Source organism: Arthrobacter sp. Edens01 (assembly GCF_001307035.1).
Classification (GTDB): domain Bacteria; phylum Actinomycetota; class Actinomycetes; order Actinomycetales; family Micrococcaceae; genus Arthrobacter_B.
This window is the reverse complement of record NZ_LKIU01000005.1, coordinates 1495568-1517827: the sequence shown is the minus strand read 5'-3', so window position 1 is coordinate 1517827 and position 22260 is coordinate 1495568. Positions and strand designations below refer to the sequence as shown.

General features: G+C 65.2%; 17 protein-coding genes, 1 tRNA gene and 1 pseudogene. 15 read left to right on the top strand and 4 right to left on the bottom strand.

Features of this window, described 5'->3' with window-relative positions; genetic code table 11:
- The first annotated feature begins 20 nt into the window (after nt 1-20).
- From AO716_RS13180 to pyk, 10 genes are all read left to right on the top strand, one after another.
- The gene (locus AO716_RS13180; RefSeq protein WP_055241441.1) at nt 21-1607 is read left to right on the top strand and encodes an anthranilate synthase component I; all 1587 of its coding nucleotides are present in this window, start codon (nt 21-23) and stop codon (nt 1605-1607) included.
- Complete coding sequence (locus AO716_RS13175) at nt 1604-2224, top strand: Trp biosynthesis-associated membrane protein (protein WP_055241439.1); 621 nt, start codon at nt 1604-1606, stop codon at nt 2222-2224. Before AO716_RS13180 ends, AO716_RS13175 begins: the two co-directional genes overlap by 4 nt.
- 100 nt (nt 2225-2324) lie before the next feature.
- Complete coding sequence (locus tag AO716_RS13170; protein ID WP_055241437.1) at nt 2325-2615, top strand: HGxxPAAW family protein; 291 nt, start codon at nt 2325-2327, stop codon at nt 2613-2615.
- Nucleotides 2616-3449: an indole-3-glycerol phosphate synthase TrpC gene (gene trpC / locus AO716_RS13165; RefSeq protein ID WP_082413558.1), complete on the top strand. Its 834-nt coding sequence runs from the start codon at nt 2616-2618 to the stop codon at nt 3447-3449. It abuts the gene before it with no gap.
- 76 nt (nt 3450-3525) lie between these two features.
- Nucleotides 3526-4878: a tryptophan synthase subunit beta gene (trpB, locus tag AO716_RS13160; RefSeq protein ID WP_229780075.1), complete on the top strand. Its 1353-nt coding sequence runs from the start codon at nt 3526-3528 to the stop codon at nt 4876-4878.
- Nucleotides 4875-5675: a tryptophan synthase subunit alpha gene (gene trpA, locus AO716_RS13155; RefSeq protein ID WP_055241435.1), complete on the top strand. Its 801-nt coding sequence runs from the start codon at nt 4875-4877 to the stop codon at nt 5673-5675. Before trpB ends, trpA begins: the two co-directional genes overlap by 4 nt.
- Before the next feature lie 2 nt (nt 5676-5677).
- Entirely contained in the window at nt 5678-6730 is a 1053-nt protein-coding gene (lgt, locus tag AO716_RS13150; RefSeq protein ID WP_152969962.1) for a prolipoprotein diacylglyceryl transferase, read from the top strand.
- 254 nt (nt 6731-6984) lie between these two features.
- A complete protein-coding gene (gltB, locus tag AO716_RS13145) occupies nt 6985-11571 on the top strand; it encodes a glutamate synthase large subunit (protein ID WP_055241433.1) in 4587 nt (1528 codons plus the stop codon).
- Nucleotides 11564-13021, top strand: coding sequence for a glutamate synthase subunit beta (locus AO716_RS13140; protein WP_055241431.1), 1458 nt, complete (start codon nt 11564-11566; stop codon nt 13019-13021). Before gltB ends, AO716_RS13140 begins: the two co-directional genes overlap by 8 nt.
- Nucleotides 13022-13127: 106 nt before the next feature.
- A complete protein-coding gene (gene pyk, locus AO716_RS13135) occupies nt 13128-14639 on the top strand; it encodes a pyruvate kinase (protein ID WP_055241429.1) in 1512 nt (503 codons plus the stop codon).
- A 74-nt stretch (nt 14640-14713) separates the two neighbouring features.
- Here pyk and AO716_RS13130 read toward each other — a convergent pair whose 3' ends face one another.
- A complete protein-coding gene (locus tag AO716_RS13130) occupies nt 14714-15319 on the bottom strand; it encodes an ANTAR domain-containing response regulator (protein ID WP_055241428.1) in 606 nt (201 codons plus the stop codon).
- Nucleotides 15320-15449: 130 nt separating this feature from the next.
- Between AO716_RS13130 and AO716_RS13125 the strand changes: the two genes are divergently transcribed.
- A tRNA-Leu gene (locus tag AO716_RS13125) sits at nt 15450-15534 on the top strand.
- A 71-nt stretch (nt 15535-15605) separates the two neighbouring features.
- Here the strand turns inward: AO716_RS13125 and AO716_RS17100 are convergent.
- A pseudogene (locus AO716_RS17100) lies at nt 15606-16664 on the bottom strand (MFS transporter); the annotation flags it as partial.
- Between the two features lie 298 nt (nt 16665-16962).
- Here AO716_RS17100 and AO716_RS13110 point away from each other — a divergent pair.
- Nucleotides 16963-17913: a zinc-binding dehydrogenase gene (locus AO716_RS13110; RefSeq protein WP_055241422.1), complete on the top strand. Its 951-nt coding sequence runs from the start codon at nt 16963-16965 to the stop codon at nt 17911-17913.
- 77 nt (nt 17914-17990) lie between these two features.
- Here the strand turns inward: AO716_RS13110 and AO716_RS13105 are convergent, their stop codons facing one another.
- Nucleotides 17991-18923: a 5'-3' exonuclease gene (locus tag AO716_RS13105; protein ID WP_055241420.1), complete on the bottom strand. Its 933-nt coding sequence runs from the start codon at nt 18921-18923 to the stop codon at nt 17991-17993.
- Nucleotides 18924-19028: 105 nt separating this feature from the next.
- Here AO716_RS13105 and AO716_RS13100 point away from each other — a divergent pair, with 105 nt between their 5' ends.
- The 3 genes from AO716_RS13100 to AO716_RS13090 all read left to right on the top strand — a co-directional run bounded on the left by AO716_RS13100 (nt 19029) and on the right by AO716_RS13090 (nt 21466).
- Nucleotides 19029-19997, top strand: coding sequence for a bile acid:sodium symporter family protein (locus AO716_RS13100; protein WP_055241417.1), 969 nt, complete (start codon nt 19029-19031; stop codon nt 19995-19997).
- Between the two features lie 81 nt (nt 19998-20078).
- Nucleotides 20079-20903, top strand: a complete 825-nt coding sequence (locus AO716_RS13095; protein WP_055241415.1) for an SDR family NAD(P)-dependent oxidoreductase — start codon at nt 20079-20081, stop codon at nt 20901-20903.
- 89 nt (nt 20904-20992) lie between these two features.
- Nucleotides 20993-21466, top strand: a complete 474-nt coding sequence (locus AO716_RS13090; protein WP_055241414.1) for an NUDIX domain-containing protein — start codon at nt 20993-20995, stop codon at nt 21464-21466.
- On the opposite strand, the gene AO716_RS13085 is transcribed toward AO716_RS13090, so the two are convergent.
- Nucleotides 21463-22197 (bottom strand): SDR family oxidoreductase, encoded by a 735-nt coding sequence (locus AO716_RS13085; RefSeq protein WP_055241412.1) that lies wholly within the window; start codon nt 22195-22197, stop codon nt 21463-21465. The two genes, AO716_RS13090 and AO716_RS13085, sit on opposite strands and share 4 nt — an antisense overlap.
- Between the last annotated feature and the right edge of the window lie 63 nt (nt 22198-22260).

Below are 22260 nucleotides of genomic sequence, written 5' to 3'. Positions count from 1 at the left end.
CCAAACCGAAAGCCCGATAAATGCAGGATCTAGGTGTTATTTCCCCTTCGCTGGAGGAATTCCGCGAACTGGCCGCGGACCGGCGGGTTGTTCCGGTCCGGCTCAAGGTGCTCGCTGACGCGCACACGCCGATCGGCATTTACCGCAAGCTGACCGGTGGAGAGCCCGGAACCTTCCTCATGGAGTCCGCGGCGTCCGGTGGTGTCTGGTCCCGTTACTCCTTTATTGGGGCACGCTCCCGCGCCACCCTGACCACCCGCGACGGCGAGGCTTTCTGGCTGGGTGAGCCCCCGGCCGGTGTCCCGGTGGATGGCAACCCGGTGGAAGCGATGGCAGCCACTCTGGCGCTGCTGGCAACAGACCGGTTCGAGGGACTGCCCCCGTTTACCTCCGGCCTGGTCGGTTTTGTGGGCTGGGAATCGGTGCGGCACTGGGAGAAGCTGACTTCCCCGCCCGTGGATGACCTGGACCTGCCGGAGATCGCCATGAACCTGGTCTCCGACATGGCAATTCACGACAACTCGGACGGCACCGTGCTGCTGGTGGCCAACGCCATCAACTTCGACGGCTCCGACGAGCGGGTCGATGATGCCTGGCTCGACGCCGTCGGACGCCTGCACAGCATGCTGGACCGCCTCGCGGCCCAGTCGCCCCAGGCGGTCACCGTACTTGAGGGCGGAACTGTCGACGTTTCCGCGCTCACCGCCGGCGTCAAGGAGTCCTGGCCCAAGCCGGAGTACCTGCGGGCCGTGGAACGCGGCAAGGAGGCGATTGTCGACGGCGAGGTTTTCCAGGTGGTCATCTCGCGCCGCTTCGAAATGGACTGCCGGGCCGAGGCCCTGGATGTCTACCGGGTGCTGCGCACCACCAACCCCAGCCCTTACATGTACCTTTTCAACTTTGAGGACGCCCGCGGGAACCCGTTCGCCGTTGTTGGGTCCTCTCCCGAAGCCCTGGTTACGGTGACCGGACGCGAGGTCATCACTCACCCGATTGCCGGATCCCGGCCGCGGGGGAAGACCCAGGAGCTGGACCGCGCCCTCGCCGAGGAGCTGCTCGCCGATGAGAAGGAACGCGCCGAGCACCTGATGCTCGTGGACCTGGCCCGCAACGACCTCTCCAAGGTCTGCCGCCCGGGCAGTGTGGACGTCACCCAGTTCATGGAGGTGGAGCGTTTCAGCCACATCATGCACCTGGTCTCCACCGTGGTGGGCGAACTCTCACCGCAGCACTCTTCGTATGACGTGCTTTCAGCCACGTTCCCGGCGGGCACCCTCTCCGGCGCGCCCAAGCCGCGCGCGTTGAGGCTGCTGGACGAACTTGAACCCCACCGGCGCGGCATTTACGGCGGCGTGGTCGGGTACCTGGACTTCGCCGGGGACATGGACATGGCCATCGCAATCCGCTCGGCCCTGCTTCGTGACGGCAAGGCCTACGTCCAGGCCGGCGGCGGAATCGTGGCGGATTCCGATCTTGAAGCCGAAGCCCTTGAGACGGTCAACAAGGCGGCGGCCCCGCTGCGTGCGGCGTTGATCGCCGGGGGTCTGGAACCGGTCACCGAGTCGGTGGCCCGGCAGATTTTCAACAGTCAGGAAGAGAACAAGTGAGCACAAGGCCAGCCTCCGGCGCTCCGCGCTGGCGGCGCAAATCAACGGTTGTCCTGGGAACGGTACTGCTCGGCGCAGCAGCGTTCGGTACCACCACCCGGACCTGGCTCGACGTCGTGCTGCCGCAAGCCGCGGTGGAAACCCCCGACATCGCCGTGGCGGGAAGTGAAGCAGCTACCGCCGTAACGGCGTTTGCCGTTGTGGCGCTGGCGGCAGCCCTTGCTGCGTCCATCGCCGGGAAGGTGGCCCGCTGGGTCATTTCCGTGGTGCTGCTGGTTGCCGGAACCGGTGTGGCGTACGCAAGCGCCGCGGTCATCAGCGATCCGGAGCAGGGTGCGGCCGGCGCCGTGGGCAAGGCTGTGGGCGTGAGCGGAAGCGCGGGTGCCGAAGTCACCCTCACCGCCATGCCCTACCTCGCCGCTGCCGCCGGCGTGCTGATCGCACTGGCCGGTGTGTGGCTGGCGGTGGCCTCCCGCACCTGGCCGGTCTCCCGCCGTTACGCCGCCCAGCCGGCCACCGGTGCCGCTGAGAAAACCGAGTCAACACAGCCCCCGATCGATGACATCGACAGCTGGGACCGCCTGACCAAGGGCGAAGACCCCACGAATTTCCGCTAAGCCGGGCCGTGCCCGGCCCAGCGCGCGGCGCAACAAGTACGAGAGTTTCTGCCAGCTAATGGCAGAATGGACCACAGACCCGTTTACGAGGAGATTTACCATGAGCACAAACGCCCTTGACCAGCAGGACACCAAGCCCGAGAACGATTCCGAGGCCCACGCCAGCATCCATGACGAGACCATCGGCCACGGCAACACCCCCGCCGCCTGGACCTGTGTGCTGATCATGATGGCAGGTGCCCTGGTTTCCAGCATTGGCTTCGTTATGGCCAGCTGGCTGATCTTCGGCATTGGCCTCGGCGTTATGGTCCTGGGCCTGGTCGTCGGCGGCGTCATGAAGAAGGCCGGCTACGGCGTCGGCGGCTCGAAGCTGAAGAACAGCGGACACTAAGTGACCGTTCTCGACGACATCATTGCCGGTGTCCGCGAGGACATGGCCCAGCGGAAGCTGAACCAGCCGCTGGAAACGGTGCAGGAGCGTGCCGCGCAGGCCGCTCCTGCGCTGGATGCCTTCGATGCCCTCGGCGGCAACGACAATCCGCGGACCGCCCTCCGGGTGATTTCCGAGGTTAAGCGCTCCAGCCCTTCCAAGGGTGCACTGGCTGAGATTGCCGATCCGGCGGATCTGGCCGTGCGCTACGAACAGGGTGGTGCCGCCGTCATTAGCGTGCTGACCGAGGCGCGCCGTTTCAACGGCTCGCTGGCGGATTTCGACGCCGTGCGGACCGCGGTAGGCATCCCGCTGCTGCGCAAGGACTTTACGGTTGATCCGTACCAGATCTGGGAAGCCCGCGCGCACGGGGCCGACCTGGTGCTGCTGATTGTGGCAGCCCTCGACGACGATCAGCTCCGTTCTTTCCTGGACCTGACCCATGAACTGGGCATGAATGCACTGGTTGAGGCCCACACCGCGGAGGAAATCCAGCGTGCCGGTGCAGCCGGCGCCCGGATCATCGGCGTCAACGTCCGTAACCTGAAGACGCTCGACGTGGACCGTTCGGTCTTCGCCTCCCTCTCCGAGTCCATTCCGGCCGGTGCGGTCGTAGTGGCCGAATCGGGGGTGCGTGATGCCTCCGACGTCGCGCACTACGCAGCACACGGCGCCAACGCGGTGCTGGTGGGCGAGGCACTGGTAAAGCACGACGATCCCGCAGCCACCATTGCGGAGTTCATGGAAACAGGAGCCGCGGCCATCGCCGACCGGCTGCAGGCCAGCGGACGCTGAGGACAACTTTCGACAAACCTTCCGTTAACCGCCAACAGCGGCGGTCCACGGACATAAGCAGGACAGGACAGGCCCCATGACCGGGATCCCGGAGAACAGCAGCCCAGCCGCAGCGGCAGGCACGCCAGAGCAGACGGTGACCGGGCAGGTGACTGAGTCCTTCCTTGCCGGGGGACCGTCGCTTCGCCACGCCGCCGGCCCGTACTTCGGGGAATACGGCGGGCGCTGGATGCCTGAATCCCTCATCGCGGCGCTGGATGAGCTCACTGACACCTTTGAGAAGGCCAAGGCAGATCCCGAGTTCACCGCCCAGATCGCTGAGCTGAACCGCAGCTACTCCGGTCGCCCCTCGCTGCTCACCGAGGCCAAGCGGTTCGCCGAGCATGCCGGGGGAGTGCGGATCTTCCTCAAGCGCGAGGACCTGAACCACACCGGCTCCCACAAGATCAATAACGTCCTTGGCCAGGCGCTCCTGGCCAAGCGCATGGGCAAGACCCGCATCATCGCTGAAACCGGTGCCGGGCAGCACGGCGTCGCCAGCGCCACCGCGGCCGCCCTGCTGGGGCTTGAATGTGTTGTCTACATGGGTGCCGAAGACTGCCGCCGGCAGGCGCTGAACGTCGCTCGCATGGAACTGCTGGGCGCAAAGGTCATCCCGGTCACCAACGGATCACAGACCCTCAAGGACGCCATCAACGAAGCCCTGCGGGACTGGGTGGCCAACGTATCCAACACCCATTACCTGCTCGGTACCGCTGCCGGTGCGCATCCTTTCCCAGCGATGGTCCGCTACTTCCACGAAGTCATCGGCGAAGAGGCACGCGAACAGATCCTGGAGCAGACCGGCAGGCTGCCCGATGCCGTGTGCGCCTGCGTGGGCGGCGGCTCCAACGCAATCGGAATCTTCCACGGTTTCCTGGATGACCCCTCCGTCGCTATCTACGGTTTCGAAGCCGGCGGCGACGGCGTGGACACACCGCGCCACGCTGCCACCATCACCCTGGGCCGTCCCGGCGTCCTCCACGGCGCCCGCACCTACCTGATGCAGGACGAGGACGGGCAGACGATCGAGTCCCATTCGATTTCCGCCGGCCTGGACTACCCCGGTGTGGGCCCCGAACACGCCTACCTCGCGGACATTGGACGGGTTTCCTACGAACCCATCAACGACAGCGAGGCGATGGAGGCCTTCAAGCTCCTCTGCCGCACCGAAGGCATCATTCCCGCCATCGAGTCTTCCCACGCCCTGGCAGGCGCCATAAAGGTGGGCCAGCGCCTGGCCGCGGAAGGCGATCCTTCCGGGAAGATCGTGATGGTCAACCTCTCCGGTCGCGGGGACAAGGATGTAGCCACCGCTGCCGAATGGTTCAACCTGCTCGACGAGAAGTCAGCTGAAGCCGAAATCGGCAAAGAAGGAGAACAGCTGTGAGCCTCTCAACCGCCAGCAAGTCCGCCGCCGCAATTGACCGGGCACGCGCCGACGGCCGTGCAGCCCTGGTGGGCTACCTCCCGGCAGGTTTCCCGTCCGTAAAGGAAACCATTGAAGCCGGCATTGAACTGGCCCGCGGCGGAGCCGACCTCATCGAAATCGGTATCCCGTATTCGGATCCGGTCATGGACGGTTCAGTCATCCAGGCTGCCACAAGCCAGGCCCTCGAAGCCGGGTTCCGCGTCCAGGAAGTGTTCGACGTCGTTGCCGGCATCACCGCCGAAACCGACGCCGCCGTACTGGTCATGACCTACTGGAACCCGGTAATGCGCATGGGAGTGGATGAGTTCTCCCGCCGCCTGGCTGAAGCCGGGGGAGCAGGACTCATTACCCCCGACCTGATTCCCGACGAAGCCGGTGAATGGATCGAAGCCTCGGACAAGTACGGACTGGACCGTGTTTTCCTTGTCGCTCCGTCTTCCACGCCCGAACGGATGAAGTCCACCGTCCAGGCCAGCCGCGGCTTTGTGTACGCGGTGTCCATCATGGGCGTCACGGGCACCCGCACCCAGGTGTCCGACGCCGCTGAGGGCGTTGTCAGCGCGGCCCGCGCTGCCGGAGCGGACCGCGTCTGCGTCGGACTCGGAGTGTCCACCTCGAACCATGTCCGGGAAATCGGCGCCTACGCTGACGGCGTTATTGTAGGCACCGCCCTGGTGGCAGCGCTCCGCGACGGCGGTCCCGCCGCAGTCGGGGAACTGGCCCGAGAACTCAGTACCGGAACCGGAAAGAACTGACCATGCCGATGTCCCTGGCGGTCCAGGCCGCAATTCCCAGCCCGCCCGCCGAGTTCAGCAGCTTCTCGCTGGGGCCGCTGACCATCCACGCGTACGCCCTGTGCATCCTGGCCGGCATCATCCTGGCCCTGTGGATGACCTCCGCCCGCTGGAAGCACCGCGGACTGCCGCAGGACACCGTCTGGGACATCGCCATCTGGGCCATACCCTTCGGCATCATCGGCGGCCGGCTGTACCACGTCATCTCCTCCCCGGACGCGTACTTCGGTCCGAACGGAGACCTGGCGCTCATTCCGCAGATCTGGCGCGGCGGGCTCGGTATCTGGGGAGCGATTGCACTGGGCGCCGTCGGCGCCTGGATCGCCTGCCGGCGGGCAGGCATCAAACTCTCTACGTTTGCGGACGTCGCTGCACCGGGCATCCTGCTGGCGCAGGCGGTGGGACGGTGGGGAAACTGGTTCAACCAGGAGCTCTTCGGCGGTCCCACGGACCTGCCGTGGGGGCTTGAAATCGACCCCAACAACACGAACTTCCCCGACGGCACCGCCCCGGGCACCCTGTTCCACCCCACCTTCCTGTATGAATCGCTGTGGAACCTTGCCGGAGTGGCACTCCTGCTGGCGCTGGACCGCCGGTTCAGGCTGCGCGGCGGACGGCTCTTCTGGCTCTACGCCGCCTTCTACACCGCTGGCCGGGTCTGGATCGAGATGCTGCGCATCGACGACGCGGAAATGGTCACGCTGTTCGGCACTACCCAGCGCCTGAACGTGTGGACTTCGATAGCGCTGCTGGTCTTCTCGATCGGCATGTTCATCTTCCTGTCCCTGCGGGCCCGCAAGGTTCCCGAACCGTCCCCGTACCTGCCCGGCTATACCCCGCCGGCCGGCGAAACCGCTGGCGGGAGTAACAATTCACCGGTTGATAACAAGAGCGAAACAGATTCCCGGAATGTGAAATCTGCGTCACAATCGAGTGACACGCGTGCTAATGTCGCAGAGACAAAAAACGAGGCAGCCAAGCCTCAGCGGCCCGGAGATTCGGGCCCAGCCACCTAGGACCAGTTCCCCGGGTTACCACCCGCGGCTGGTTCGGATGCCACACTGCGGTGGCGGCTAGCGGTAACCGTGCCGGGGACAACCCCGGCAGGACACCGGACGGTTCCGGCCATTGTGAACCGGCCCCCATCACAGCATGCAGGGTCTGTTCACCGGCTTAACCGTAATCATCTGACACGCCGGCCGGCACATGCTGCCGGCGTGGGGCCAACGTCGTCCCCTCCCAACGCTCAACAGGGGGAAGGACTTACCCTATGACTGACGCAATGTCCCCTCAGGCCGCCCAGGTGGTGTCTCCGTTCCAGCGGTTCGCGGCCTATCCGGAAGATTCAGGACTGTACCGCGCGGAAAACGAGAAGGATGCGTGCGGCCTGGCCGTCATCGCAACCCTTCGCGGGGAACCCGGACACGACATCGTCGACGCCGCGCTGACAGCCCTGCGCAACCTTGAACACCGGGGTGCCGTTGGTGCCGATGAAGGGACCGGCGACGGCGCCGGAATCCTGACCCAGGTTCCCGACGAGTTCTTCCGTGCCGTTGCAGGTTTCGAACTTCCCGCGCCGGGCGGATACGCCGTCGGCACCGCCTTCCTCCCCACCGAGGAACGCGAGCAGGAAACCGCCCGCGCAGGTGTTGAAGCCATTGCCGAATCCGAGGGCCTGAGAGTCCTGGGCTGGCGTGAAGTACCCGTTGTGGCTGACCTTGTGGGCGCCATGTCCCGGGCCTGCATGCCGTACTTCGTCCAGGTTTTCCTCGCCCCGGACGACGAGGACTGCACCGACCTCGATGCCCGGGCCTTCCGCGTCCGGAAGCGGTCGCAGAACAAGTTCGGCGTCTACTTCCCGTCCCTGTCCTCCAAGACCATGGTCTACAAGGGCATGGTCACCACGGCCCAGCTTGAGCCGTTCTTCCCGGACCTCTCTGATCCGCGGTTCAAGACCAAGCTCGGCATCGTGCACTCGCGCTTCTCCACCAACACGTTCCCGTCCTGGCCGCTGGCCCAGCCCTTCCGCACCATCGCCCACAACGGCGAGATCAACACGGTCAAAGGCAACCGGAACTGGATGCGCGCCCGGCAGTCCCAGCTCAAGAGCCCGCTGCTGGGGGAGACCCCCGAGGAACTCTTCCCTATCTGCACTCCCGGTGCCTCCGACTCCGCTTCCTTTGACGAGGTCGCGGAGCTGCTGATGCTCTCCGGCCGTCCGATCACGCATGCAGTGATGATGATGATCCCCGAGGCCTGGGAAAACCACGCGACCATGGATCCCGCCCGCCGTGCCTTCTACCAGTACCACTCCATGCTCATGGAACCGTGGGACGGACCGGCAGCAGTCTCCTTCACCGACGGCGACCAGGTGGGTGCCGTTCTGGACCGCAACGGCCTGCGTCCGGCCCGCTACTGGATCACCGAAGACGGCCTGGTTGTCCTTGCCTCCGAGGTTGGCGTGGTGGACATTGATCCGGCCAAGGTGGTCCGCAAGGGCCGTGTCTCCCCGGGCAAGATGTTCCTGGTGGACACCGCCGAAGGCCGCCTGGTGGAGGACTCGGAGATCAAGGCGGAGATCGCTGCCGCCAACCCCTGGGCGGAATGGGTCCGTGAGAACCAGGTGTCCCTGGAGGAACTGCCCGAGCGCGAGCACGTGCTGCACACCAAGGCATCCATCAACCGGCGTCAGCGCACCTTCGGCTACACCCAGGAAGAACTCCGTATCCTGCTGGGCCCGATGGCCCGCAGCGGTGCCGAGCCCCTGGGAGCCATGGGATCGGACACCCCCATTGCCGTGCTCTCCAAGCGGCCCCGGCTGCTCTTTGACTACTTTGTGCAGTCCTTCGCCCAGGTCACCAACCCGCCGCTGGATGCCATCCGCGAAGAGCTGGTCACCTCCCTGCAGAGTTCGATCGGCCCGAACGGCAACCTGCTGGCACTGGGTCAGGTCAAGACACACCAGATCGCGCTGAAGTTCCCGGTGATCAACAACGACGAGCTGGCCAAGATCGCCAACCTCAAGAATGTTGAAGGCGAAAAGGTCGCCCTGAAGGTCCGCGGCCTTTACCGGCCCGACGGCGGCGAATCGGAACTGCGGGCCCGCATCAGCGAGATCTGTGAAAAGGTCTCCGGTGCAGTCAACCGCGGGGTCCAGTACATTGTGCTCTCCGACCGTGATTCCAACGCCCAGTGGGCACCGATCCCGTCCCTTCTGCTGCTCTCGGCAGTGCACCACCACCTGCTCAAGAGCGCCAACCGCACCAAGATCTCCCTGATCGTGGAGGCCGGAGACGTGCGGGAAGTGCACCATGTGGCCGTGCTGATCGGCTACGGCGCCTCCGCCGTGAACCCGTACCTGGCGATGGAAAGCTGCGAGGAACTGGTTCGCAACGGTGATATCACCGGTGTCACCCGGGAACAGGCAGTTGCCAACCTGATCAAGGGCCTTGGCAAGGGCGTCCTGAAAATCATGTCCAAGATGGGCATCTCCACCGTCGCTTCCTACTGCGGCGCGCAGACGTTCGAAGCCATTGGCCTGGGCCAGGAACTGGTGGACGAGTTCTTCCACGGCACCCAAACCCAGCTCGGCGGCGTCGGCCTGGACGTCATTGCGGCCGAAGCCGCTGCCCGCCACACCCACGCCTACCCCGCGGATGAGATCGAGGAGCCGCACCGCAGCCTGGAGAACGGCGGTGAGTACCAGTGGCGCCGCGAGGGCCCGCCGCACCTGTTCAACCCGGAGACGGTGTTCCGTCTGCAGCACTCCACCCGTGAGCGCCGCTACGACGTGTTCAAGGCCTACACCCGGGGTGTGGATGACCAGTCGAAGAACCTGATGACACTGCGCGGACTGCTGGACTTCAAGACCGGTGAACGCCCGCCGGTTCCACTGGAAGAAGTCGAGCCCGTCTCCAGCATCGTGAAGCGCTTCTCCACCGGTGCCATGAGCTACGGCTCCATCTCGAAGGAAGCCCACGAGACCCTGGCCATTGCAATGAACCGTTTGGGCGCCAAGTCCAACACCGGTGAAGGCGGCGAGGACGTGGACCGGCTCCTGGACCCGGAGCGCCGCTCGGCCATCAAGCAGGTGGCTTCCGGACGCTTTGGCGTCACCAGCCTTTACCTCACCAACGCGGACGACGTGCAGATCAAGATGGCGCAGGGCGCCAAGCCCGGCGAAGGCGGCCAGCTGATGGCGCAGAAGGTCTACCCGTGGGTGGCCAGTACCCGGCACTCCACACCCGGCGTCGGCCTGATTTCACCGCCTCCGCACCACGACATCTACTCGATCGAAGACCTCGCCCAGCTGATCTACGACCTCAAGCGGGCGAACCCGTCCGCCCGGGTCCACGTCAAGCTGGTCTCCGAGGCCGGAATCGGCACTGTGGCAGCGGGCGTGACCAAGGCCAAGGCCGACGTCGTGCTGGTGTCCGGCCACGACGGCGGCACCGGCGCGTCACCGCTGAACTCGCTCAAGCACGCCGGCGCTCCCTGGGAGCTGGGCCTCGCCGAAACCCAGCAGACGCTGATGCTCAACGGCCTGCGCGACCGCGTTGTGGTGCAGGTGGACGGCCAGCTGAAGACCGGACGCGACGTTGTGATTGCGGCCCTGCTCGGCGGCGAGGAGTTCGGGTTCGCCACCGCACCGCTGGTAGTTTCCGGCTGCATCATGATGCGCGTGTGCCATCTGGACACCTGCCCCGTGGGCGTCGCGACTCAGAACCCTGAACTGCGCTCCCGCTTCACGGGCAAGCCTGAATTCGTGGTGAACTTCTTCGAGTTCCTGGCAGAGGAAGTACGGGAACTGCTCGCCGAACTCGGTTTCCGAAGCCTGGAAGAGGCGATTGGGCACAGCGAAATGCTGGACACCCGTGCCGCCGTGGACCACTGGAAGGCCGACGGACTGGACCTGGAGCCGATCCTGCGCGGACACGAAGTGGACCCCGGTGCGCCGCTGCGCAGCCTGGTGCCGCAGAACCACGAACTGGATGCGCACTTCGACAACAAGCTGATCGAAATGAGCTCTGACGCGCTGGCCAGCCGCCAGCCGGTCCGGATCGCGCTCGACGTCGTCAACACTGACCGCTCGGTGGGAACCATGCTGGGCCACACAGTCACCAAGACCTTCGGCACCGATGTCCTGGCGACCGACACGATTGACATCACCCTCACCGGACAGGCCGGACAGTCACTTGGCGCCTTCCTGCCGGCCGGCATCACCCTGCGGCTCTACGGAGACTCCAACGACTACGTGGGCAAGGGCCTTTCCGGCGGGCGGATCATCGTCCGCCCGGACCGCGGCAACGTGTTCCCGGCTGAACGCAACGTCATTGCGGGCAACGTGATCGGCTACGGCGCCACCAGCGGAGAGATGTTCCTGCGCGGACAGGTGGGCGAACGCTTCCTGGTCCGCAACTCCGGCGCCACGGCCGTTGTGGAAGGCATCGGCGACCACGGCTGCGAGTACATGACAGGCGGCCAGACGCTGATCCTGGGCTCTACCGGACGGAACTTCGGTGCGGGCATGTCCGGCGGCACCGCTTTCGTGGTGGACCTGGACCCCGCACGGGTGAACAAGGACGCACTGGAGAACGGCGAACTGCTGCTTCTGCAGCCCGACGCCGAGGACGTGGACATTGTCCGCGGACTGCTCATCAAGCACGCTGAGGAAACCGGATCCACGCTGGCCGCCGGCCTGCTGGAGGATTTCGAGAACACTGTTTCCCGCATAACCAAGGTGCTGCCGCGCGATTACGCAGCTGTGCTCGACGCCCGTGCCTCCGCGGCCGAAGCGGGGCTGGACCCCGACGGCGCCGAGGCATGGACCAAGATTCTGGAGGTAACCGGTGGCTGACCCACGCGGATTTTTGAAAGTACGGGAGCGCGAAACGCAGCCCCGCCGGCCCGTTTCCGTCCGCATCATGGACTACAAGGAAGTCTACGAGCGGCAGGAAAAGGGAGTCCTCAAGGAGCAGGCCGGACGCTGCATGGACTGCGGCATTCCGTTCTGCCACCAGGGCTGCCCGCTGGGGAACCTGATCCCCGAATGGAACGACCTCACGTGGCGGGACAAGGGCCAGGAAGCCATCGAGCGCCTGCACGCCACGAACAACTTCCCCGAGTTCACCGGCAGGCTCTGCCCGGCGCCGTGCGAAGCGTCCTGCGTGCTGGGCATCAACCAGCCGCCGGTAACCATCAAGCAGGTCGAAGTCTCCATCATCGACCAGGCCTTCGACGAGAACTGGGTCCACCCGCACGCTCCGGAACGGCTCACCGACAAGACCATCGCCGTCGTAGGCTCCGGCCCGGCGGGACTGGCCGCGGCCCAGCAGCTAACGCGGGCAGGCCATACCGTTGCCGTCTATGAGCGTGACGACAAGATCGGCGGCCTGCTCCGGTACGGCATCCCCGACTTCAAGATGGAAAAGCTGCAGGTGGACCGCCGCCTGGAACAGATGCGTGCCGAGGGCACCCGGTTCCGCACCGGTGTTGAGGTTGGCAAGGACATCTCCTGGGAGCAGCTGCGCCGCCGGTATGACGCGGTGGTGATTGCCACCGGTGCCACGGTTCCGCGCGATCTGCCAATCCCGGGGCGGGAACTGTCCGGCGTCGTCTTCGCGATGGATTATCTGGTGCAGTCCAACCGGGCCGTTGCGGGGGAGAAGGTCAAGAACCAGATCCATGCCGAAGGCAAGCACGTGGTCATCCTGGGCGGCGGCGACACGGGAGCCGACTGCATCGGCACGGCCCACCGGCAGCAGGCGGCGTCCGTGACGACCCTGGCAATCGGCAAGCAGCCGCCGGCAGAGCGTGCCGCTCACCAGCCGTGGCCCATGTACCCGACCCTCTTCGAAGTGGCCAGCGCCCACGAAGAAGGCGGCGAGCGGACCTACCTTGCCTCCACCGTTGAGTTCGTAGGCGAGGACGGAAAGCTCACCGGCGTGAAGGTTGCGGAAACCGAGTTCGTGGACGGGAAGCGGCTGCCGAAGGCCGGGACGGAGCGGGTCATACCCGCTGACCTGGTGTTCCTGTCACTGGGCTTCACTGGTCCGGAGCCTGCCGGGCTGGCCGAGCAGGTCAACACCGAGTTTGACGAGCGTTCCAACGTGAAGCGCGACGGGTACTACATGACGGCGACGCCCGGTGTATTCGCTGCCGGTGATGCCGGACGCGGCCAGTCACTGATCGTCTGGGCCATCGCGGAGGGGCGTGCCTGTGCTGCCGCGGTGGACCTGTGGCTGGAAGGTTCCACCCGGCTCCCTGCCCCTGTGGCTCCGGGTGACCGCGCTATCGCACCGCTGTAACAGACCGAATTCCAAGGGCGCCGGACCACCGTCCGGCGCCCTTGGCGCAGGCGGAACAGCACGTTTCGGCCTGCGGAAAAGCCAACGGAAGACTAGGGTAGGACATATGAGACGCGCAAAGATCGTTGCAACCTTCGGACCCGCTATCGCCAGTTACGAAAACACCGTAGCCGTGCTGCGTGCGGGGGTGGATGTCGCCCGTATGAACATGAGCCACGGGGACCATTCTGTCCATAACAACACCTATGAGAACGTGCGTAGGGCGTCCGCGGAGCTGGGCAAGCCCGTTGGCATTTTCGCCGACCTGCAGGGCCCCAAGATCCGCCTGGGACGGTTCGTGGACGGACCGCATCACCTGAACCGCGGTGACGTCTTCACCATCACCATTGAAGACGTTCCCGGCACCTCAGAGATTTGCTCCACCACGTACAAGGGCCTTCCCGGTGACGTGAACGTGGGGGACACCCTGCTCATTGACGACGGCAAGGTGGGCCTGCGGGCCACTGCCGTAGACGACACCAAGGTCGTCACCGAAGTGACTGTGCCCGGACCGGTTTCCAACAACAAGGGCATCAACCTTCCCGGCGTGGCTGTGAACGTACCGGCCATGAGCGAGAAGGACGAGGCAGACCTGCGGTGGGCCATCCGCCGCGGAGTGGACATGGTTGCGCTGTCCTTCGTCCGGAACGCCGTTGACGTGGCACGGGTGCACGAGGTCATGGACGAAGAGGGACGCCGCGTTCCGGTCATCGCCAAGATCGAGAAGCCGCAGGCAGTCGCTGCGATCGAGGAAATCATCGACGCATTCGACGCGATCATGGTCGCCCGCGGCGATCTCGGCGTTGAACTTCCGCTGGAAGACGTTCCCCTGGTCCAGAAGAATGCCATTGAGCTGGCCCGCCGCTGGGCCAAGCCCGTCATCGTGGCCACCCAGGTCCTGGAATCCATGATCGACAGCCCCCGGCCGACCCGCGCCGAGGCCTCCGACTGCGCCAACGCGGTACTCGACGGCGCAGACGCAGTCATGCTCTCCGGTGAAACGTCCGTGGGCAAGTACCCGATTGACACCGTGAAGACCATGGCCAGGATCATCGAATCCACCGAGGAACACGGCCTGAACCGGGTTCCCCCGCTGGGCAGCAAGCCGCGCACGCGGGGCGGAGCCATCACGCGTGCCGCCGTGGAGATTGCCGACCAGCTGGACGCGGCCTGCATCTGTACGTTCACGCAGTCCGGTGACTCAGCCCGCCGGCTCTCCCGCCTGCGCCCCAAGAAGCCGGTGTTCGCCTTCACCCCCGTGGAGTCGACCCTGAACTACATGTCCCTGTTCTGGGGTATCCAGCCCATGCTCGTGCCGTTCGTGGAGCACACGGACAAGATGACGGAACAGGTTGACCAGACCCTGCTGGAAAAGGGCATTGTCGAGGAGGACGCAATGGTGGTCATCGCTGCCGGTTCGCCTCCCGGACAGGCCGGCTCCACCAACCTGATCAAGGTCCACCGTGTTGGCGATGCCGCCGACACCGGCCAGTCCGGTGACGGCCGCCGCCGCGAGAAGGAGAAGGTCGGCCCGTGGCCGGTCAAGGAAGCCAACAAGGGCAAGGCCCGGTCCATCTAGGACCCCTGCCGTAATAGGAAGAACCCCCGTCCGGAGATCCGGACGGGGGTTCTTCCTATTGGGTCTGAAAGGAGCTAGTTGACCTGGTTGATGATGGTCTCGGCAACCTCACGCATGCTCAGGCGGCGGTCCATGGAGGTCTTCTGGATCCAGCGGAAGGCCTCTGGCTCGGTGAGCCCCATCTTGGTGGTCAGCAGGGACTTGGCCCGCTCCACCAGCTTGCGGGTAGCGAACTGTTCCTTGAGGTCCGTTACTTCGTTTTCGAGTGCCTTGATTTCCTCGTGGCGGGACAGCGCAATTTCGATGGCCGGGATCAGGTCAGCGGGCGTGAACGGCTTGACTACGTATGCCATGGCGCCGGCCTCGCGGGCACGCTCCACCAGTTCCTTCTGGCTGAACGCCGTCAGCAGGACCACAGGGGCGATCCGGGCCTTCACGATGGCTTCGGCTGCGCTGATGCCGTCCATAACCGGCATCTTGACGTCCATCAGCACCAGGTCGGGCTTGAGCTCGTTGGCCATCTGCACGGCCTTCTCGCCGTTGTCCGCCTCACCGACGACGTCATAGCCCTCACCGGTGAGGATCTCGACGATGTCCAGACGGATGAGAGTTTCATCCTCTGCAACGAGGACGCGCCGCGCGGGACTATTGGACGGTACGGACTCGGATGACTCAGACACAGATGCTCCTTGGAAAGACGACAGCACTACCGGTGGCTGCCGGTAGTTCACGAAAACAGCCTATCTGCATGTAGAGTGGTTTCGCGCCCAACACGGGGAATCAATCCGCTTGATCAACGTCACAGGGCCTGCCCGAATGGCGGAATTGGCAGACGCGCTGCACTCAAAATGCAGTATCGAAAGGTGTGTGGGTTCGAGTCCCACTTCGGGCACCAGCAGCAGTCCACGCAAGTATGACTGCAACCAGGAGCACTGCTGCATAGCCCAGTCCTGAGTAGCCGACAGCGGTGAGCACCGGACCTGCCAGTGCACCTCCGGCCGCACCGGCCGCGTTCATCCCCAAATCGGATACCCCCTGGACCGCCGGCCGCTCCGGAACCTCAACCGCTTCGGAGACGAGTGCCGACGCCGAAACCACCGACGCGGACCACCCCAGTCCCAGCAGAACAAGGCTCACCGTCACTGCTGCACCGGAATCCGCAGCTGTTCCGGCCACGATCAAAGCCGCCAGCAGCAGCCCCTGTCCCAACAGGATCACCCGGTGGCGTCCGGCGCGGTCCGAAAGCCAGCCAAAGACCGGAGACAACGCGTACATCCCGGCAATGTGCAGGCTGATGGTGAACCCAACGAGACTGATCGACGCGCCGTGGCTGCTCAGGTGCACCGGGGTCATCGACATCAGCGCCACCATCACCGCATGGCTCAGGGCAATGACTGCCACCGCGTACCGCGCCTGCGCGTTGGTCCGCAGGATCCTGAACCCCGACCGTTTCGAAGCCGGAGATGCATCCCCTGCACCTGCGGCGCGCAGGCGCTTCAGTTCCAGCAGCGGGTCCGGCCGCAGCCCCGTGAGGTAAACGGCGGCGGCTGCCAGCTGCGCGGCGAGCGAAAAGACAAACGCACCGGTTAGCGGCGGCAGGCCCAGCGAGCTTCCCAGTACTTCTCCGGGCCCGAAGAGGTTCGGCCCCAGCACTGCCCCTATGGTTGTTGACCACAGCACTATTGAAAGGTCCCGCCCGCGGCTGCCCGGGGTTGAAAGGTCGGCGGCCGCGAAGCGGGCCTGCAGGCTGACGGCGCTTCCGGCTCCCAGCAGCGCCAGGCCCGCCAGGAGGATCGGGAAAATGCCGGCGACGGCGGAGGAGACTGCGGTGACCGCCCCGGCAGCTGAGACCAGTGCACCAACCGAGAGGGACACCCTGCGTCCGCGTGCCTGGGCAAGGCGGGCCAGCGGAACCGCTGCCGCAGCTGCACCCAGGGTGCTCATGGTCGCTGCCATTCCGGACCAGGCGGGGGAGCCGGACAGGGCTGCGGCCAGCAGCGCACCGAGGGAAAGCGTGGCTCCCATGCCTATTCCGCCCAGGATCTGCCCCGCCACCAGGACGGCAAGTACGCGGCGCTGGGACAGATGTGCAGGGGCCTGGGAACCCGTTGCCGGGGTGCTGGGCTGATCGTGCATTGTTCCCCGTCCGTGCGTGATTGGTTCTGCTGGCAGGATATCCCGGTCCGCACCCAAAAGTTGGCCCTGACGTGCTGTTCTTCACATCCCAAACGGCCTTTTTGCGGGGCTGGCCGGGCGTAGGGTGAAAATGTGGAGGGCACCTGGACCAGGGCCTCCACTGAGCCAAATGAAAAGGAGATGCCCCATGAAGGCATGGCAGTTCACCGGCACAAACAAGCCCCTGGAACTCAATGAAGTACCCGAACCCCACGCAGGCCCGGGACAGGTGGTCGTCGAAGTCAAGGCAGCAGGCGTCTGCCACTCCGATGTCACCGCCCTGGACGATCCGGGATGGATGCCCCTGTTCTTCGAACTCCCGCGCACGATGGGCCACGAGAATGCCGGTGTGATCACCGAGGTTGGCCCGGGCATGGAGCACTGGAAGGTCGGAGACCGTGTGGGCCTGGCCCCGGTCATGAGCGACGGCGATGCGCTGGGTTACGGCAAGTGGGACGGTGGATTCGCGCCCAAGCTCGTTGCCACCGATGACAACCTGGTGAAGCTCCCCGACGAAGTCCCGTTCGACCTCGCTGCCATGGCCACCGACGCAGGCCTCACCGCCTACCATGCGATCATGGCCGTGGGCGGCGCCAAGGCCGGCATGAAGGTTGGCGTCATTGGGCTTGGCGGGCTCGGCTACATCGGCGCCCGCGTGGCAGTACTCTCCGGCGCAGAGGTCTACGGCGCGGAAATCAACGCCGAGACGCGCAAGCTCGCCGATGAGATCGGCCTGGCCGGCGTTGCCGAGTCCATCACCGAGTTCAAGGACAAGGGACTGGACCTGATCGTGGACTACGCCGGTTTCGGCACCACCACGTCACAGGCCATCGAAACCCTGGCCGAGTTTGGAACGCTTGTGCAGGTAGGCATGGGCCGTCTTGAGGCCACTATCAACACCTACCCGATCATCATTAACCAGCTGAGCATCAAGGGTTCAAAGTCCGGGACCAAGGAAGATCTCGAAGCCCTGTACGAGCTGATGAAGTCCGGCAAGCTGAACCCGCCGATGAACATCATCACGCACGCAGAGATTCCGGATGCCATCGACAAGCTGCGCGCCGGCGGCGTGATCGGCCGCTTCATCGCGCAGTACTGAGAGCCGCACAGTACTGAGGACCGCACAGTGCTGAGGATCGCGCAGCACTGAGACCCGCAGGACTGCGGGTCACGGGCTCAGGCAGCTGAGTCCAGGGACGCCAGGAGCCGGCGGACCGAACCACCCAGGTTCCAGTCCCCGGCCAGGGTCTCAAGACGGGCCCGCCGGTCCCCGGTGACCGGCTGCAGCCTGGCATCCTTCAGTGACGGCACCTCGAGGCCGCGCACCAGCCGAACCACGGCGGGCGCGGCCTCGAGGTATTCCCGGGCAGCGTCGAGTTTGGACCGCATGTTTGCCGAGAGGGTGCTGCCCTTGTCCCCGGCGGCCGCCAGCAGGGAATCAAGGGTGCCGAACTCGGCAAGCAGGGATGCGGCGGTCTTCTCGCCGATGCCGGACACGCCGGGCAAACCGTCCGAGCTGTCGCCCCGCAGGGTCGCGTAGTCCGCGTACTGTTCCGGAAGCACCCGGTATTTGGCAACGACGGCGGCGTCGTCCATTTCCTTGAGGTTTTTCATGCCTCCCGCCGTGTAGAGGACCCGGATGCCGCGGCTGTCGTCGATGACCTGGAACAGGTCACGGTCCCCGGTCACCACGTCCACCGGCATCCCGGCCTGGGCGGCATAGCTGCCAATCACGTCGTCGGCTTCGTGGTCCGGAACGCCGGCGACGGCGATCCCCGCCAGGGAAAGGACCTCCTGGATCATCGGGATCTGTGCCTCAAGCGCGTCCGGTACCTCTTCGACGTCGCTCCCGCCGTCCACCACGCGGGCCACGCGGTGCTCCTTGTAGGTCGGCAGCAGGTCAACCCGCCACTGCGGCCGCCAGTTCTCGTCCCAGCACGCGATCAGGTGGGTCGGCTTGAACTCGGTCACCAGCCGGGCAATCATATCCGCGAGTCCGCGGACCGCATTGACCGGGGTGCCGTCCTGCCGGCGCAGTGAGTCCGGAAGCCCGTAGAAGGCACGGAAGTACAGCGAAGCGGTGTCGAGTAGCATTAGGCGATCGGACATACGGCTGATCCTTGCATGAATCCACCTCCTCTGCAGCGGTGTATCAAGCCCAGCTGCGGCGCGTCGGACTGCTCCCGCAGGGCAGGCTGTGCCAGCATTTGGGGCATGGCCAGGACTCCCGGTACCTCCGTTCCCCAGCCGGTTCGGGCAGCTGAAGAACGCAGCGCCCGGATAGCGGTGACTGTCTTCCCGCTATTGATCCTTGCCGGAGGAGCGGTGGCCCTGGTGTTTCCGGAGCCGTTCTCCGGCCTTGGCCCGCTGATCAACCCCGGGCTCATGGTGATCATGTTCGGCATGGGACTGACCCTGACCCTGCCGGATTTCGCCCTGGTGGTACGGCAGCCCCTACCGGTACTGCTGGGCGTCATCGCCCAGTTTCTAATCATGCCGCTGCTGGGGCTGGGCATCGCCTGGGCCCTGCAGCTTCCTCCGGAACTGGCTGCCGGGGTCATTCTGGTGGGCTGTGCGCCCGGCGGCACGGCGTCGAACGTTGTGGCCTACCTGGCGCGTGGAAACGTTGCGCTGTCGGTTGCCATGACCTCGGTGTCAACGCTGCTGGCTCCGCTGTTCACACCGTTGCTGGCCCTGTGGCTTGCCGGGCGGTACATGTCTGTAGACGCCGGTTCCATGGCGCTCACGATCGTCCAGATCGTGCTGATCCCCGTCATCCTGGGACTGGTTATTCGCTCCGTGGCACCACGGGCCGTGGACCGGGTCCTCCCCGCGCTGCCCTGGATCTCGGTCCTGGCGATCACATTCGTGGTTGTAGCGGTAGTGGCGGGAAGCGCTGCAGCGATCCTCACCGCAGGCTGGCTGATCCTGCTGGCCGTAGTCCTGCACAATGGCCTGGGCCTGGCCCTCGGTTACGGAGCCGGCCGGCTGTTCCGGCTGCCGGTGCCCTCCCGCCGCACCATGGGAGTGGAGGTGGGCATGCAGAACTCCGGGCTGGCTGCCGGCCTGGCGCGGGAATACTTCAGTCCCGAAGCAGCCCTGCCGGCGGCGGTGTTTTCGGTCTGGCACAACGTCTCCGGAGCGCTTGCGGCTTCGTACTGGCGGCGTCGTCCGAGCTCCTGAAACCCGGGCCGGCCACTTTCCCTGCCGGCGGGGCGCCGCTAGGGTGAGGCAGTCCCGGTATTTCGAGGAAAGCAGGCCCCAGTGGCTCCCAAAACCATTGTGATCACCGGTGCGTCCGACGGCGTGGGCGCAGCGGCCGCGCGGCGGCTCGCCGCAGACGGGCACCACGTCGTTCCGGTGGGGAGATCCCTGGAGAAAACGGCGGCGGTCGCGGAGGAAATCGGCAGCGAGTACTTCACCGCTGACTTTGCGGACCTGGGCCAGGTCCGCAGCCTGGCCTCGGACCTCCTTCAGCGCTATCCGGAAATTGATGTCCTGGCGAACAACGCCGGAGCAATCTTCGGCAAGGAGCGCCAAACTACGGTCGACGGACATGAGATGACGTTTCAGGTGAATTACCTTGCACCGTTCCTGCTGACACGGCTGCTGACCGACCGCCTGCTGCATTCCCGGGGAACGGTCATCAACACCTCCAGCGCCGCCAGCCGCCTCTTCGCCAAGCTGGACATTAACGACCTGGAGGAGGAAAAGAACTACTCGCCCCAAAAGGCCTATGGAAACTCGAAACTCGAGCAGATCCTCTTCACGGAGGAGTTCGACCGGAGGTACCGCGCTGCCGGGGCTACCTCCACAGCCTTCCACCCGGGAGTCATTGGTTCGAGTTTCTCAAGTGCCGAGGGATCCGCCATGCGCTCGGTTTACCAGGGGATCATTGGCCGGTTCCTGCAGAGTCCGGAGAAGGGGGCGCAGACGCTGGTGTTCCTGGCCGAGGGCACCCCGGGAGCCGACTACCCTACGGGAAAGTACTTTGTCCGGTCCAAGCCGGCCCGGACCAACCGGCTGGCGGGGGATCACCTGCTGGCACTGGACCTGTGGAACCGTTCCGTGGCCATGCTGGAGGGGTAGGCACGTGTCCGCTTAGACGCTCAGGAAGTCCTCCAGCAGGCCTGTCTGTTCCCTGGCTGGCTGATCGAACGAATAAGGAGCACAACTGCATGCGCACCAGCGCCGGGATCCTGCTCTACCGTCGCACCCCGGAGGAAGCCGCCGGCGCCGCCGTCGAGGTTTGGATCGCACATATGGGTGGCCCCTTCTGGGCGCGCAAAGAGGATCACGCATGGTCCGTTCCCAAGGGTGAATTCACTGCTCCGGAGCCGCCGCTCACCGCAGCCCTCCGCGAGTTCGCCGAAGAGATGGGCTGGCCGGCGCCAGAGGGCGAGTACGAACTCCTGGGAACCTTCCGGCAGTCCTCAGCGAAGTTGATTACGGTTTTTGCGGCTGCTGCGGATTTCCCCGGACGGGAAATCCGCAGCAACACTTTTGTTCTTGAATGGCCTGCCGGCTCCGGTAACCTTGGAGACTTTCCGGAAGTTGACCGCGCCGGCTGGTTCACCGCAGAGGAAGCCCGGGCCAAACTGGTCAAAGGCCAGATCCAGGTGCTTGACGCCCTTCTGGCCAGACTGGACTAATGCAGCTGCTTTCGGGGCCGCACCGTGACCTCATTGAGCCCGACGCCCGGCGGCTGTGCGACCGCGAAGGCCACCACTGCTGCGACGTCCTCCGCGGTAATCGAAACTTCGGCGTAGGACGCTTCAGTCTGTGCCCTGGTTTCCGGGTCCGTGATGTGACCGGGCAGTTCCGTAGCGACCGCGCCGGGCTCGATGACGGTGACGCGCACGTCCGGAAGGAGTTCCTTGCGCAGACAGTCGGAGAATCCGATCAGGCCCCATTTGGTGGCGGCATAGACTGCGTCACCGGGCCGGGAAGTCCGGCCCGCGACGGATGAAATATTGACCAGGTCACCGCTGCGCTCACGCAGCTGATCCAGGAAAACCTCCGTCGCAGTGATGGCCCCCAGGAGGTTGACGTTGACCATTCTCTGGTAATCGGAGTCGAGTTCCGGTCCGAACGGGCCCAGAAGCATGACTCCGGCGTTGTTGACCAGCACGTCTGCTCCTCCGAGCTCGGTTTCTACCCGCTGTGCAGCCAGGAGCAGATCATCCCGCCGGGTAACGTCCGCTTCAAGGGCGAGGGTGCCTGGCCCAAGTTCAGCGGCCAGGGCGTCCAAACGGTCCTTCCTGCGGGCGAGCAGGGCAACGCTGAATCCTGCGGCATGCAGGGTCCGCGCAGTTGCCGCTCCGATTCCGGAAGAAGCGCCCGTTATGACGGCAGCCTTTCCGCTGTTCTCCTCAGTGCCCATGCCGGTAACCTTCCGGTCAGTACTGCGTGGATAGGTCCCATCCACGCTAGCCGCGCTGGCCGT